Annotated in this window: 17 protein-coding genes and 1 tRNA gene; 8 read left to right on the top strand and 10 right to left on the bottom strand. The window is 71.2% G+C overall.

Annotated features, from left to right (window positions below):
* Positions 1-6 precede the first annotated feature (6 nt).
* Positions 7-765 carry an SIMPL domain-containing protein gene (locus H8B08_RS02080; protein WP_187448548.1) on the bottom strand — a complete coding sequence of 253 codons (759 nt, stop codon included), beginning with the start codon at positions 763-765 and terminating at the stop codon, positions 7-9.
* 195 nt (positions 766-960) lie between these two features.
* Between H8B08_RS02080 and H8B08_RS02085 the strand changes: the two genes are divergently transcribed.
* From H8B08_RS02085 to H8B08_RS02095, 3 genes are all read left to right on the top strand, one after another.
* Positions 961-1,036: transfer RNA gene (locus H8B08_RS02085), tRNA-Ile, on the top strand.
* Between the two features lie 32 nt (positions 1,037-1,068).
* Entirely contained in the window at positions 1,069-1,602 is a 534-nt protein-coding gene (locus tag H8B08_RS02090) for a peroxiredoxin (protein WP_187448549.1), read from the top strand.
* Positions 1,603-1,801: 199 nt separating this feature from the next.
* Positions 1,802-2,473, top strand: coding sequence for an SPOR domain-containing protein (locus H8B08_RS02095; RefSeq protein ID WP_187448550.1), 672 nt, complete (start codon positions 1,802-1,804; stop codon positions 2,471-2,473).
* 13 nt (positions 2,474-2,486) lie between these two features.
* Here H8B08_RS02095 and H8B08_RS02100 read toward each other — a convergent pair whose 3' ends face one another.
* From H8B08_RS02100 to H8B08_RS02110, 3 genes are all read right to left on the bottom strand, one after another.
* On the bottom strand, positions 2,487-2,753 hold the full coding sequence (locus H8B08_RS02100) for a hypothetical protein (RefSeq protein WP_187448551.1): 267 nt from the start codon (positions 2,751-2,753) through the stop codon (positions 2,487-2,489).
* A gap of 71 nt (positions 2,754-2,824) precedes the next feature.
* On the bottom strand, positions 2,825-3,346 hold the full coding sequence (locus H8B08_RS02105) for a thermonuclease family protein (RefSeq protein ID WP_222934249.1): 522 nt from the start codon (positions 3,344-3,346) through the stop codon (positions 2,825-2,827).
* A 54-nt stretch (positions 3,347-3,400) separates the two neighbouring features.
* Positions 3,401-3,883 (bottom strand): nucleoside deaminase, encoded by a 483-nt coding sequence (locus H8B08_RS02110; protein ID WP_187448552.1) that lies wholly within the window; start codon positions 3,881-3,883, stop codon positions 3,401-3,403.
* A 100-nt stretch (positions 3,884-3,983) separates the two neighbouring features.
* Here H8B08_RS02110 and H8B08_RS02115 point away from each other — a divergent pair, with 100 nt between their 5' ends.
* A complete protein-coding gene (locus tag H8B08_RS02115) occupies positions 3,984-4,631 on the top strand; it encodes a trimeric intracellular cation channel family protein (RefSeq protein ID WP_187448553.1) in 648 nt (215 codons plus the stop codon).
* Between the two features lie 243 nt (positions 4,632-4,874).
* Positions 4,875-5,156 (top strand): hypothetical protein, encoded by a 282-nt coding sequence (locus H8B08_RS02120; protein WP_187448554.1) that lies wholly within the window; start codon positions 4,875-4,877, stop codon positions 5,154-5,156.
* Positions 5,157-5,160: 4 nt separating this feature from the next.
* On the opposite strand, the gene H8B08_RS02125 is transcribed toward H8B08_RS02120, so the two are convergent.
* Entirely contained in the window at positions 5,161-5,631 is a 471-nt protein-coding gene (locus tag H8B08_RS02125; RefSeq protein ID WP_187448555.1) for a hypothetical protein, read from the bottom strand.
* A 74-nt stretch (positions 5,632-5,705) separates the two neighbouring features.
* Positions 5,706-5,870 (bottom strand): hypothetical protein, encoded by a 165-nt coding sequence (locus H8B08_RS02130; RefSeq protein WP_187448556.1) that lies wholly within the window; start codon positions 5,868-5,870, stop codon positions 5,706-5,708.
* A gap of 161 nt (positions 5,871-6,031) precedes the next feature.
* Here H8B08_RS02130 and H8B08_RS02135 point away from each other — a divergent pair, with 161 nt between their 5' ends.
* Positions 6,032-6,943, top strand: coding sequence for a hypothetical protein (locus H8B08_RS02135; protein ID WP_187448557.1), 912 nt, complete (start codon positions 6,032-6,034; stop codon positions 6,941-6,943).
* An 88-nt stretch (positions 6,944-7,031) separates the two neighbouring features.
* Here H8B08_RS02135 and H8B08_RS02140 read toward each other — a convergent pair whose 3' ends face one another.
* Both H8B08_RS02140 and H8B08_RS02145 read right to left on the bottom strand, forming a co-directional pair.
* Positions 7,032-8,264 (bottom strand): hypothetical protein, encoded by a 1,233-nt coding sequence (locus tag H8B08_RS02140; protein WP_187448558.1) that lies wholly within the window; start codon positions 8,262-8,264, stop codon positions 7,032-7,034.
* 23 nt (positions 8,265-8,287) lie between these two features.
* The gene (locus H8B08_RS02145; protein WP_255500617.1) at positions 8,288-9,754 is read right to left on the bottom strand and encodes a tetratricopeptide repeat protein; all 1,467 of its coding nucleotides are present in this window, start codon (positions 9,752-9,754) and stop codon (positions 8,288-8,290) included.
* A gap of 135 nt (positions 9,755-9,889) precedes the next feature.
* Between H8B08_RS02145 and H8B08_RS02150 the strand changes: the two genes are divergently transcribed.
* Positions 9,890-10,621: a bifunctional 2-polyprenyl-6-hydroxyphenol methylase/3-demethylubiquinol 3-O-methyltransferase UbiG gene (locus H8B08_RS02150; protein ID WP_187448560.1), complete on the top strand. Its 732-nt coding sequence runs from the start codon at positions 9,890-9,892 to the stop codon at positions 10,619-10,621.
* A complete protein-coding gene (locus H8B08_RS02155; RefSeq protein ID WP_187448561.1) occupies positions 10,621-11,115 on the top strand; it encodes a GAF domain-containing protein in 495 nt (164 codons plus the stop codon). The genes H8B08_RS02150 and H8B08_RS02155 overlap by 1 nt, the downstream gene beginning before the upstream one ends.
* Here H8B08_RS02155 and H8B08_RS02160 read toward each other — a convergent pair.
* Together H8B08_RS02160 and H8B08_RS02165 are read right to left on the bottom strand one after the other, a co-directional pair.
* Entirely contained in the window at positions 11,094-11,381 is a 288-nt protein-coding gene (locus H8B08_RS02160; RefSeq protein ID WP_187448562.1) for a SemiSWEET family sugar transporter, read from the bottom strand. The two genes, H8B08_RS02155 and H8B08_RS02160, sit on opposite strands and share 22 nt — an antisense overlap.
* A 37-nt stretch (positions 11,382-11,418) precedes the next feature.
* Entirely contained in the window at positions 11,419-13,635 is a 2,217-nt protein-coding gene (locus H8B08_RS02165; RefSeq protein WP_187448563.1) for a S9 family peptidase, read from the bottom strand.
* Positions 13,636-13,783 lie beyond the last annotated feature (148 nt).

Raw genomic sequence — 13,783 nt, forward strand, 5'->3', positions numbered from 1 at the left:
CGTTCCTTACGGCTGCATCTCGTACACGCCCTGCACGTCGACGCGCAGGACCAGTTCGCCGCCGGCGATCGGGGTGGAGTCCATCGCCTCCGCGCGGGCGGCTTTGAACATCGGCACCGGCATCGGCGGCGGGGCGCTGTAGCCGCCGCCCTCCGACAGGCTCTGCAGGCCCTTGATCTTCAGGCCGGTCGCCCCCGCGTAGAGGTCGGCCTTGGCCTTTAGCGCCTTCACCGCGGCGACCCGGGCGGCGTTCTCGGCCGTCTGCGGGTCGCGCAGGCCGAAGCTGATCCCGTTCACCTGGTTGCCGCCGGCCGCCACCGTGGCGTCGACCGCCTGGCCCAGCCTGGTCAGGTCGTAGACGATGACCGTCACCTGGTTGGTGGCCTGATAGCCGCGCAGCAGCGGCGGCTGGTTTTCGCGATAGGTGTACTGCGGCGACAGGTTCAGGCCCGAGGTCTGGATGTCCTTCTCGGCGACGCCCTGCTTCTTCAGCGCCGCCATCATCTGGGTCATGCGCTCGCGGTTCTGGCGCATGGCGTCGGCCGCGGTCGGGGCCTCGGTGACCACGCCCAGGCTGATCGTGGCCATGTCCGGGGCGACCCGGGTCTCGCCATAGGCGGACAGGTTCAGCACCGGGCCGTGCCGCATCATCATCATGTGCGGGCCGCCCTCCGGGGGCATGGGGCCGCTCTGGGCCAGGGCCGCCGGGGCGGCTACGGCCAGCAGGACGCCGGCGAGCGCGGCGGAGCGGAGCAGGGCTTTCATTCGTCGTCTCCGGTTTCGCGGGGTGTTCGTCGCCCCGTCGACGGCTGAGCTTTAGCCCGAACCGTGACGGCAACGTGACCGCCGCTCGCTGAACGGGACCTGACCGGAAGTCAGGCTGAGCCGTTCAGGTTCCCGCCGCGCTTCCGCCGCTTTCCCCGCCGCGGCCGATTTGCTACGCCGGACCCCCGCTGCGTCGGGCGCGTAGCTCAATGGTTAGAGCCGACCGCTCATAACGGTCTGGTTGCAGGTTCGAGTCCTGCCGCGCCTACCAGCGCTCCGGAAAAGGCGTTGAGTGGAGACGACATGCGCAAATTGATTCTCGCCGCCGCCATTTCGATGGCCGTCGCGGCGCCGGCCTGGGCGGCCCTGCCTGACGGCGCGCCGGCCCCGGCCTTCACCGCCCAGGGCGCGCTGGCCGGCAAGACCCAGACCTTCTCCCTGAAGGAGGCCCTGAAGAAGGGGCCGGTGGTGCTGTATTTCTTCCCGGCCGCCTTCACCAAGGGCTGCACGCTGGAGGCCCACGAGTTCGCCGAGGCGACCGACGACTTCAAGAAGCTGGGCGCCACCGTGGTGGGGATCACCGCGGGTAATATCGATCGCGTGGCCGAGTTCTCGTCGGTGGAATGCCGCGACAAGTTCCTGGTCGCCGCTGACCCGGGCGCCACGATCGCGGCGAGCTACGACGCGCGCAGCCAGGGCAATCCGGCGTACTCGAACCGCACCTCGTACGTGATCGCCCCGAACGGCAAGATCGTCGCCAGCTACACCGACAGCAATCCCGACCAGCACGTCCAGAAGATGCTGGACGCGGTCAAGGCGCTGCACGCCAAGCACTGAGGACGGTGGTTCGCAGTGGCCCGCGCAAGCGGGCCTGCGGACGGCGACGTTCATGAAACCGGATCGCAAGCTGTGCGTTAACGCTTCGGGGGCGTGACGCGCGTGGCTGTGATCGGCTCAGCCGGACCGCGCGACCAGCAGCGCCTTCAGCGGGGGGAGCATGAAGGCTTTGCTTGCAGGGCTGGCGTCCTTTGTCGCGTTGAGCGCTCATTCGGCCGCCAGCGCCGAACCCACCATCGACGAGACCAAGGTCCAGGTCGGCGCGTTCGCGTCGCCGGCCGTGGCCGAGAGCGAGGCGGAGAAGTTCAGGCGCCTGTTTCCCGGCGGCGGGGGCGTCGAGGTCACCTCGATCTCGCGCGACGGCAAGACCTTCTACCGGGCGCTGGTGACGGGCTTCGCTTCGGACGCCGAGGCCGGCGGCTATTGCGAGCGCATCAAGGCGGCCGGACGGGACTGTCTGTTGCGGCGGGGCGCGCGCCTGGCGGTCGCGGCGGCCGCTCCGGCGTTGCCGGTCACGCCGGTCATGGCCGAGGCTCCGCCCGAACAACTGGACCTGATCTGCACCAGCGAGCAGATCCGAAGCGGCGACGCCGCCCCGATCGAAATCCCGGCCGGGGCCCGCATTCCGGTGCGCTACAGCCTGGATTTCTCGCGGCGGCTGATGTGCGACCACCGGATGTGCGCGCGCGCGTCCAGCGCGATCCAGTCGGCCGACGATCAGGTCATCCGGGTGCTGCAGCCGGGCGGCGCGACCATGATCATCCGGCGCACGGACGGCGGCTTCACTTGGACCAGCCCCTCAGGGGGCGTGTCCGTGGGCCATTGCCAGACGGCGCCGTTCACCGCGCGGATCTGGAAGGCGAAGTCCTGACGCGGAACGCGCTCTAGCGGGGCGTCGAGCTCCGGAGGTTCACGTCCAGCACCTCGCAGTCGCAGCCGTCGATGGCCGGCGTGTCGACCACGACCGTGAAGCCCTCGACCGACAGCTTCAGCCGCGGCTCCGGCCCGGCGTTGTGGCGGACCAACGCTTCGGCCTCGTGCACGGCGGGGCGCGTCTTCAGCGGCCGGCCGGCCAGGCGGCGCAGCAGGTTCCCCGCGGTCAGCGGCGGCGTCTCAAGTTCGGCGCGTGCGACGATGGTCTTGATGGTCATGAGGCCCCCGCCCGACAATCCGAGCTATACCCTAACATGCCGTTGTTCGGCGGGCGCGGGGATGCGACGGCTTAGCGCGCCCCGAGCCTTTTTGCGGCGCCCCTGGCGCGGCGCTCCCGACGCCATTCGTCCGGCGGCGTGAAGGTCCCGGCCCAGATGCCCCGCCGCGCGACGCGGGCGGCGTCCTCGGCCGAGACGTAATCCTTCGAGTACTGCCGGTAGGCGACCGCCCAGCCCTGGCTGACCAGCCAGCGGCCGACGTCGCGCCCGCCGACGCTGCACGCGGCGACGATGCGACCGTAGCGATCGACGTCGCGCGGACGGCAGGTGACGGTGCGCTGGCCGAGCCGGTCGGAAAGCGCCAGGGCGGCGCGCTGGCCGCAACGCCAGGCCGCGCCGTCGGCGTTCAGGCAGGTCTGGGCGCTTTCTGGGGTGTCGACCCCGTGCAGGCGCACGCGCTTGCCGGCGATCTCCAGCGTGTCGCCGTCGATCACCGAGGCGCGGCCGATCAGGGGTTCGGAAGGGAGAGGAACGGCGAGGGCGGGGCTCGCCAACAGGACGGCCGCCACGGCGGCCCACGCGATACGCGACACGAACAATACGCCTCTACGCGAACGGATACGCGCCGCACCCTGGCGGACTCGGGTTTACGGGCCGTCACCGGCCTGCAGCCGCCGCCAGGCTTCGTAAGGGGGTTCGCCTTCCGCCGTGATCGGCGCGTGCTCGGCCCGTAGCCGGCGCTGGTCGGGCGGGCGGCACAGGTCCTCGTAGATGTCGGCGGTCGACAGGCCGTAGGGCTCGCCCTCGGCGTTGGAGGACGCGTAGGCCGCCCGGGACACGCCCGTCAGGTACATGGCCGCCAGACACATGGGGCAGGGCTGGCCGCTGGCGTAGATCACCGCCCCGTCCAGACGCGTGTCGCCCAGGGCGGCGGTCGCGGCCCGGATGGCCTGCAGCTCGGCGTGGGCGCTGGGGTCGCCGCCGGCCAGCACCTCGTTGACCCCGGTCGCCAGCACCTTCCCGTCGCGGACCAGCACCGCGCCGAACGGCCGCCCGCGGCGCGCCAGCACGTTCTCGCGCGCCAACTCCACGGCCTGCTTGAGGAAAAGCTCGTCGGCGGGATCGGTCATGGGCCCACAACGAGGCGGGCGGGGCGGCGGTTCGCCCGCTTGACGCTGCGCCCCGCGCCGGGCCAATCGGGCGCAGGTCTTCAAGGCGAGGGCGTTTCGCGTGGTCGAGATTCCGGGGGCGATTCCCATTCCGCTGGTCTGGCTGGACTACGCCGGCGTGGCCCTGTTCGCCGCCACCGGCGCCCTGGCGGCGGCGCGGCGCAAGCAGGACCTGATCGCGCTGGCCTTCTTCGGCGCGTTCACCGGCATCGGCGGCGGCACGCTGCGCGACCTCTTGCTGGACGCGCCGGTGTTCTGGACCCGCGACCAGGGCTACCTCGCCGTGTGCCTGCTGGCCTCGGTGGCGGTGTGGGTGCTGCGCGGCCGGCGCACGGGGCTCGGCGCCCTGCTGTGGCTCGATGCGATCGGCCTGGCCGCCTACACGGTCGTCGGGGCGGCCAAGGCCGAGGCGCTCGGCTTCCCGGCCCTGGTTTGCGTGGTCATGGGCGTGTTGACCTCGACCTTCGGCGGGGTGGTCCGCGACGTGCTCTCCGGCGAGCCCTCGGTGCTGATGCGCCGCGAGATCTACATCACCGCCGCCCTGCTGGGCGCGGGCGTGTTCGTCGGCCTGGGCCAGCTGGGCGTCGGCGCCACCCCGGCCGGGGCCGCCGGCGCCGTGGCGGGCTTCGCGCTGCGGGCCGGGGCGCTGCGTTTCGGCTGGCGTCTGCCCGCCTTCCCCGGGGCCGCGCCGGCCGCAGGCCGGTCCTAGTTCGGCCGTATTCGCTGGACGAACCTGGGTGTTGCGCTGTATTCGTTGATCTGCGTCGCCGCTTCCCGAACAATTTTCGGCCGCAATTTGTCGGAAAGTCGCCGTAATCGGCGTGGTTCGACCAGCATCGCCTCAAAAAGCTGAGCGACAATCGACCCGGAATGGGTCGCTTGAACATAGGTATTTCGGATTTATGACGATAGAGGGCGCGCCGTTCCTCCTCCCCCGAAAGGATCGCGCCCCATGGAGTCTGTCGAGAAGCTGCGTAACGACTTGAACGCCATGTGGATCGACGTGACGGTCCTCGAAGTCATGACCCGCGCCCTGATGAAGGTGCTGGTCGACACGCCGGCGGGCGCCGAGCGCGTCGCCGAGGCGCTCGAGACCGAGGTGCGCGGCTTCGGCCTGATGGCCTTCGCCGGGGCGGAGCTGAGCGGCCGCACCCAGGCGGCCCGCGCGATCATCGAAGAACACGTCCGCCAGGTGCGCCACGACCTGCCGGCTTTGCGCGTAACGGCCGCCTGAGCGGTCAGTCGTAGCGCGCCAGGCGCGCCGGGGCGCGCTCCAGCTCGTGCACCAGCTCGCGCACGAACTGCAGGTTTCGATGGTGCAGGATCGGGTCCGGGGGCGTGCGCACCCCGTTTCCTTCCTCGATCAGGAAGCCCTTTTCGACCAGCACGGCGATCTTGCGGCGCACCGTCTCGCGCGGCAGCCCGGTGGACTCGGCGATGGCGCGGCGGCTGACCGTCTGGCGCGCGTCGTCGGGGATCGGCTGGCCCGCATCCAGCAGGTCGAGCACCGCCGGGTCGCGCATGGCGCCGCTGACAGTGGCGCAGGCCACGGCGATGTAGATGACGCTGGTCTCGAGGTCGGTGAGGTCCTCGCGCTGGGTGTCGGTGATCGTGCGGATCAGGCGCAGCAGGATCTCGCAGGCCGGGATGGCCTTCTTGCGAAGCTCAGGCGACACGACCTCGTCGTCGGCGCGCGCAGCTGCTTTCATCCCGCCCTCCCCCAAAGGCGGGGCCAGTCTCGGGGTGCGCGCGGACGATGTCTAGCTGGAACCGATGCGGCCGATCAGCGGGCTTCGGGCCCGGGGATCTCCGAGAGCGGCGGGGGCGGCGGCGGGGGCGCATCCCAGGCGGCCGGCGGGGGCGGGCCGGGCGGCGGGGCCGGCGGGGTGTGCGGGTAAGTGGTGCAGCCCGCGGCGGCGAGGGCCGCGACCAGAAGCAGTGTTCTCATGATCACGATCTCCCCTCGCACGAGCGTAACATCGTTACCGCAGGGCGACGTCCAGCGCTAGCGTATGGTTAATGAACTTTTGGCGCCCGGCGAGGTTTCGTTCTATGCTTCGCCGTTGACCGCAGGTCGACGAGCGACGTTCGCTAGGTGAGGGACGGGTGATGAAGCTTCGGGTCGGCACGGTGTGCCTGCTGACGGCGTTCGCGATTGCGGCGCAGGCGTCTTCGGCCCTGGCGGCGGCGGCGGAAGGCCGTCCCGCCTATGACGCGCGCGCGCGCGACGACCGCGGCGCCGATCGCCGCTACGACGACCGGCGCGCGGACGACCGGCGCGCCGAGGACCGGCGGGACGATCGGTACGCGGACGACCGTTACGGCGATCGCGTCGACGCCCGCTACGACGATCGGTCAGACGACCGCTACGCCGACGGCCGCTACGGCGACGCGCGCGATCCGTACCCCTACGTGCGCCGGCCTTACGACGAGCCGGTCCGCTCGCGCTACTGCGGCATGCACAACGGCCGCCGCGCGCCGGCGATCATGACCTACGACCAGACCACCGGCACCCAAGTGCTGGTCGACAACGACGGCGGCGGCGTGAAGGTCACCGGCCGCAACGACGAGACGGCCTCGGCCTTCGCCGTCGACGGCGACCTGTCGCAGCCGAACGTGCCCTACATGTGCGCCGCCGACGACCAGACCGGCGACGCCTATGAGATCGACGCCTACAACGGCGACTACGACGCCACCGTGCGCGGCATCGACGCCGACACCGGCCGGCGCTGGTCGGTCACCGGCAATCCCGACGGCCGGGGGCCGCAGTACGACACCTACGACCCCTACACCGGCTGCGCGGCGCGCACGACCATGAGCGACGGCGGCCGGGCCCGGACCGAGGCGGGCCCGTACGACTCCGATCACCGCCGCTTCGTCAGCGACTTCTTCGCCGGCTCGGCCACCGGTCTGGGCGTGGCGGCGGCCGCCACGGCGCTCAGCGGCGGGTCGGGCGCGGGCGCGCTCGCCGCCGGCGCGGTGCTGTCGGCCGGCGTGTCGGCCGCGAACGCGCCCTGCTGATCACGCCAGCCGCCGGTTAAAAAGAATGAGGCCCGGCCGCTGCGGCGGCCGGGCCTCTTGCTTTCTCGGCGTCCTGTGAGCCGGGCGGTCAGGACCAGATTTCGCCGTAGCGGGGCCGGTTGACGTCGCGGCGGTTGCGCCAGATTTCCGGGGCCTCGTACCAGGGCCGGCAGCTCAGGCTGGAGCGATCCTGGTTGAAGCCGCCCAGGTCCAGTCGCTGGCAGCCGTCGGCGTGGGCGTAGACGGCGTTGTCGCGCGCCCGCACCCGCGCGCCGGACTCGGCGTACATGCCGGCGCGGCGGACGCCGAAGAAGGTGTTGTCGCCGACCCAGGCCTCGCCGGTGTCCACATAGACGCCGACCTCGACCGCCTCGATCTCGCTGCCGACCACGCGCAGGCGTCGGCCGTTGGAGGTGACGGCCCAGTCCGCGCCCAGGATCTTGGCGCGCTCGATCATGACCTCGTCCTGGCCGAGCACCATCAGTCCGCGCGAGAACCCGTCGATCTTGCCGCCGTTGACCTGCACCAGGCGCCCGGCGCCGTCGCGCACCACCAGGCCGCCGGAGCTCTGCACGCGCTCCGAGCCGGTCCAGTCGTCCAGGCGCACGATCGACAGGTCGTCGAGCCGGCTGTCGCCCTGCGGGGCGATGCGCAGGCCGTAGCGCGCCGCGAAGATGGAGGCGTTGCGGGTTTCCAGCACGCCCTCCACGTCGACCGCCGCTTCGCGCGACAGGGCCACGACGTGAGTGTCGCGCTGCAGGGTCAGCAGGCCGCCGCCGCGCACGGTGATGGCCGAGGCGTCGCCGTCGTACTTCACCAGCGTGTGGTCGAGCTTGAGGTCGCGGCCCTGGGCGGCGATGCAGCCGACGCCGCCGGCGTGGTCGGTGGCGATGCGCAGGTCGGCCAGGGTCACGTCGCGCACGTCGCCGCGCACGGTGACGCACGGACGGCCGGACAGGGCCTGCAGGTGCGCGCGCGCGCTGCCTTCGCCGATGATGGTGATCGACCTGGTGATGTCGAGCGAGTCCTCGCAGGCCCGGGTGTTGGCCACCAGGTAAAGGGTCGAGCCGGCCGGCATGCCGGCCAGCTTGCGGCTCACGTCGCCGGGGCGGGCGCGGTCGCAGTAGACCTTGTTGTAGTCGCCGCGGTCGTAGTGCCGCTTCTTGCCGCCCTGGCAGCGCTTGGCCACGGCCGGATCGGTCAGCAGGCCGAAGCAGGGGCGCAGCTGGGTCTCGACCTTGGCGTCGGGGAAGGCCTGGGCCGCGGGCGCGGCCACGGTGAGGGCCGCGGCGATCGCCAGGCCGCGGAGACGCTTGGACATCGGGTTCGTCTTCTCCATGGCGCTCACCGCTGCTGCGACCGCGAGACCTGGGCGAGGATGCCCTGGACCCGCTCGACCGTGGGCGCGAAGCCCTCCAGCGCCGAGTCGATGCGGTAGACCACCGCCTTGGCCTTGTCCTGATCGGCCACGCCGGAGACGCCGAGCGCGAAGTAGGTGGACATGGCGAACTTGGCTTCGGCCGAACCCTGCTTGTCGGCCTCCGAGAACCAGTGGAAGGCGCGCGCGTAGTCGGCCGGCACGCCCACGCCCTCGGCGTACATCACCGCCAGCACCAGCTGCGCCCGCGGCGAGCCGGAGACGGCGGCGTACTGAATGGCGCGCACCCGTTCGATCGGATCCAGCCGGCCGTCCTGCGAGCGGCCCAGCATGCCTTCCAGTGTCTCGACGTTGCCGCGCGACAGCTGGTCGGGGTTGGTCGCCACCGTCTCGGTGACGCCCAGGTACTTCAGCGCCTGGCCGACGTGCGTGAACGGCAGTTCGTTGATCCGGCGCAGGGCCTGCTCATAGGCGTCGCCGCGCGGCTCGCTCTCGTCGGAGTGCGGCACGCCGCCGGCCGGGGCGTCGGTCGGATAGAACTCGAAGGGCGGCACCCACTTCTTGGCCTTGGCCTCGACGAAGGCGCCGTAGCCGGCCCGGCGCGGATCGGAGCGCTCGAAGTCCTTCAGCAGGACGTAGGCGCCGACGTCGCCGGTCTGCACCGCCAGGTAGTTGTAGAGGTAGGCGTCCACGTCGTTGCGCTGGAACAGGCCCAGCGCCGCGCGGTGGCCCTTGCTCTTGGTCTCGCCCTTGCCCCAGGCGTTCAGCGCCTGGGCGTTGTCGGCCGGTTCGCCGTAGGGGCCGTAGTCCTGGTCGTAGATGCGCGCCAGGGTGCGGTAGCCCTCCGCGCCCATGCTGGACAGGATGTAGACCACGCGGTCGCGGACCTTGGCCTGCTCGTCGCTGGACATGCGCGACAGCTGGCGGTCCAGCGCCTGGTAGGCGAAGTGGCGCTCCCAGGCGCGGCAGTCGTCGTAGCCGGCCCGGCGGAAGCCCGCGAAGCTCTTGCGCGGCGCGGCCCGGTTGATCGGCGCATAGCCTTCGGCGTTGGCCAGGGCCACCGCGTACCAGACCGAGGACTCGATCGGATCTTCCAGGTTCTTGTCGACCGCGCGCTCGGCCCGGTAGCGGCGGGCCAGCTCCAGCTGGGCGAAGAAGTCGTTCTGGAAGCCCGAGCGACGCAGGCGGCGGATCTCGCGCTCCTGGTCGTTGAACCCGGGCTGGACGCCGGTGATCGGCGCCGGCCGCGGACAGCCCAGGCGGGCTTCGCCGCCTTGCGGCTTGCGACCGGAGAACAGGGCGTAGTCGTCGTCGCACCCGGACAGGGGCAGGGCGACCGCCGCAACGAGCGCGGCCGCCGTCAGTTTCACGAAGGCCGCATGGCCGAAGTGCGTCGCACGGATCCGACGCGCTTCGGCGGCATCGTCCAACATCACACCACCCCAGCGCATGTTAACTATAATTGTTACGCTGCACTTGTGCGGGCGGCGCGATCCCGCTGTCAAGGTGAACACCTAACAGCGCTATTTGGTTTCGGCGAACTGGGGCGTGGGAGAGACAGGGGCCGCATGGCGACCAGCTACGCCGAATTGACCCGAAGCGATCCGAACCCGCTGAAGCGCTGGGTTCAGGAGCGTCGCCTTTCGGACGCCCTGCGGTTCGTTCCGGAGGGGTTCGTCGCCGGGGTGGTCGTCGACTACGGCGGCGGCGACGGCGAACTGGCCCTGCGCCTGGCCCGGCGTTTCCCCAAGGCGCGGGTGACCTGCTTCGAGCCGGCCGCCGACCTGCGCGCCCAGGCCCTGGCCCAGCTGGCCGGCGCGGTCAACGCGACGGCGGCGGCCGAGGAGGCCGAGCTCGAGGCCTTCGCCGCCGACCTGGTGTTTTGCACGGAGGTGTTCGAGCACCTGCCGCCGGCCGAGACCGATCGGGCGCTGGACGAGATCGTCCGCGTGCTGAAGCCGGGCGGGCGTCTGGTGGCCGGGGTGCCGGTCGAGGTCGGCCCGCCGGCCCTGGTCAAAGGCGCCTTCCGGGTCCTGCGTCGGCCGGGCGAGCACGACGCGCGCTGGCCGGCGATCCTGAGCGCGGCGGCCGGCCGGGCGCCCGAGCCGCGGCTCCTGGCCGAGATCGCGCCCGGGCGGGCCTATTTCCCCCACCACCTCGGCTTCGATCACCGGCGGCTGCTGGGCCAGCTCAGGGCGCGCTTCGCCCTGGAGCGGATCGTCGGCAGCCCGTGGCGCGGGGGGCCTCTCTTTTTGAACAGCGAGGCCTATATGGTGGCGCGCAAACCGGAGTCCGCCTGATGAGTTACGTCGCCCGCGCCGACCGCCCCGCCGACAAGGCCGCCCGCTACGCCGAGGTCGCCGAGGAGATCGCCTCGGTGCTGGAGGGCGAGCCGAACCGGATCGCGCGCATGGCCACCCTCAGCTCCATGCTGGCCGACGCCTTCCCGGCCTTCTTCTGGACCGGCTTCTACCTGGTCGACGAGACGAAGCAGAACGAGCTGGTGGTCGGGCCCTACCAGGGCACCCTGGGCTGCCTGCGCATCCCGTTCGGCCGGGGCGTGTGCGGCGCGGCGGCCGCCCAGCAAAAGACCCAGGTCGTGCCGGACGTCCACGCCTTCCCCGGCCACATCGCCTGCGACAGCCGCTCGGCCAGCGAGATCGTCGCGCCGGTGTTCGACGCGGAGGGCCGTCTGATCGCCGTGTTCGACGTCGACGCCACCGAGAAGAACGCGTTCGACCAGGTCGACGCGGAATGGCTGGAGCGGATCCTTCAGCGCGCCTTCGCGGCCTGAGCCCCGTCGCGGAAGCGCCACTTGCACCACAGGGCGGTGGCGGCGCACGCCAGGCTGACGCTGTTGGCCGCCACCAGCGGCCAGGCCTTCAGCAACGCGCCGTACAGCGTCCACAGCACGAAGGCGGTGACGGTGAACAGGTACATGCGCAGCGACACCGCCGAGGCGTCGCGCTCGCGCAGGATCTTGGCGATCTGCGGGATGAAGCTGACGATGGTGCAGCCGGCCGCGACCGCGCCGATCGCGTTGATGATCAAGGACGCCATGGCGTCCTGAACGCGCGCGGGGCGGCCGGGCTCCGGTTCAGCTCCCCGGCTGCAGCTTGCGGCGGAAGAAGTCGAGGTAGGTGCGCCACAGGTGCAGCTGCTTGGCGTTGCCGCGGACGCCGTGCCGCTGGCCCGGATAGACCATGGTCTCGAACGGGCGGCTGCCGGCCTGCAGCGCCTCCATCACCCGGGTGCTGTTGTCGAAGGTGACGTTGTCGTCGGCCATGCCCTGCAGCAGCAGCAGGTCGCCCTTGAGGTCCTTCAGGCGGGGGATCACCTCGGAGCGGGCGTAGCCGTCCTTGTTCTCCTCCGGCTTGCCCATGAACTGCTCGGTGTAGTGGGTGTCGTACAGCGACCAGTCGGTCGGCGGCGCGCCGGCGGCGCCCGCCGCGAACGGCGAGTTCTTCTCGGTCAGCAGCATCAGGGTCATGAACCCGCCGTAGCTCCAGCCCATCACCCCGATCCGGTTCGGATCGACGTAGGGCAGGGTCTTCAGGAAGGTCACGCCGGCCAGCTGGTCCTCGACCTCCACCGTGCCGAGCTTGCGGTCGATGGCGGTCTTGAACGCCTCGGAGCGGTTGGCCGAACCGCGGTTGTCCAGCCGGAACAGCACGTAGCCGGCTTGCAGCAGCAGCTGGTCGTTGGGCGAGCCCCAGGCGCGCTTGACGTTCTGCACGTGCGGGCCGCCGTAGACCGACACGATCACCGGGTATTTCTTCGACGGATCGAAGCCGGCCGGGGTGTACAGCGCGTACTGCAGGTCCGTGCCGTCCGACGCCTTAACCGCGCCGAAGCTCGGGGCGCGGTGCTGGTCCAGGTACTTGAAGTAGGGGTGCGAGGCGTCGAGCGTGTTCGGCTCGATCCAGCGCACCAGCTTGCCGTCCGGCGCGTAAAGGCCGGTGCGCGGCGGGGTCGACAGATCGGAATAGGTGCCCGCGAAGGCGCCGCCGGCGTCGGCGACGGTCGTTGTCCACCAGCCGTGCCCTTGCGTCAGCGGCTTGGACGCGCCGCCGCGCTTGTAGGAGACGCTGTAGAGCTGGCGCTCCAGCGGCGTGTCCTTCGAGGCGCCGAACAGCACCAGGCCTTTGGCCTCGTCCACGCCCTCGATCTTGTCGACCGGCCAATCGCCGGTGGTGACCTGACGGACCACCCGCCCGTCGGCGCCGTACAGATAGAGGTGGCGCCAGCCGGACCGCTCCGACGACCACAGGAAGGTCCCGTCCTTGAGCGGCTTGAAGTCGTCGGTCAGCTCGACCCAGTGCGGCGAGGTCTCGGTCAGGAGGGTGCGCGCGGCGCCGGTGGACGGATCGACCGCCAGCAGGTCCAGGGTGCGCTGGTCGCGGCTCTGGCGCTGAACGTAGAGGGTCTTGCCGTCGCGCGACCAGGTCACGCGCGCCAGGTAGATGTCGGTGTTCGGGCCCAGGTCGACCTTGACCTTCTGGCCCCGCGCCATGTCGTGAACGTACAGCTCCACGATCGCGTTCGGCCGGCCGGCGCGCGGATAGCGCTGGTCGATGATGCGCGCGCCCTCGGCGCCGACGTCCAGGCGGGGGATCACGTCGACCGGGCTCTCGTCGACCCGGGTCAGGGCGATCTTCGTTTCGTCTGGCGACCACCAGTAGCCGGTGTCGCGGTCCATCTCCTCCTGCGCGACGAACTCGGCCACGCCCCAGGACAGGGTGTTCTTGCCGTCGGTGCTGAGCGCCTGTTCGCGGCCCGAGGCCAGGTCGGTGACGTAGAGGTTCTGGTCGCGGACATAGGAGACGAATGTCCCCTTCGGCGACACCTTGGCGTCGACCTCGTCGCCCGGCGTCTCGGTCAGCCGGCGCACCTTGCCGTCGGCGCGCTGGGCCAGCCACAGGTCGCCGTCCAGCGGGGCCAGGATGAAGCGGCCTTCCTCGTCCCAGTGGTACTCGACCACGCCGCGCGAGGAGACGCGCATGCGCTCGCGCCGGGCCTTCTCGGCCTCGGACAGATCCTTGTCCGCGGGCGCCAGGGCGCGCGCGTCGATCAGGCGGTGCGGTTCGCCGCCCTTCACGTCGGCGGCCCAGAGGTCCAGCACGTTCTGGTCCTCGTCCTTGGCCTTCAGATAGGTGACCAGCTGGCCGTCGGGCGACAGGGCCACGCCGCGCGCCGCGCGCCCGTTCAGGCCCGGATCGGCGAACACCCGCTCGGGCGTCAGGCCGTCGGCGTGGGCCGAAAACGCGGGAACGAACAGCGCCGCGCTGAGCAGCGCGACCTTGAGGCGCGACATGGAAACTTCCCCGACACCCTCGTCTCGAGGGCGGCCGGACGCTCGCCCCGGCGGGGGCGGGGAGTCAAGGTCGCGGTTCGGCGCGGGCGGCGCTGGTGAAGGCGTGGCCGATCCCGGCCCCCTGGCCGCGCTCGTGGCGGCGTATCCG

This window comes from Caulobacter sp. 17J80-11, assembly GCF_014349105.1.
Lineage (GTDB): Bacteria > Pseudomonadota > Alphaproteobacteria > Caulobacterales > Caulobacteraceae > 17J80-11.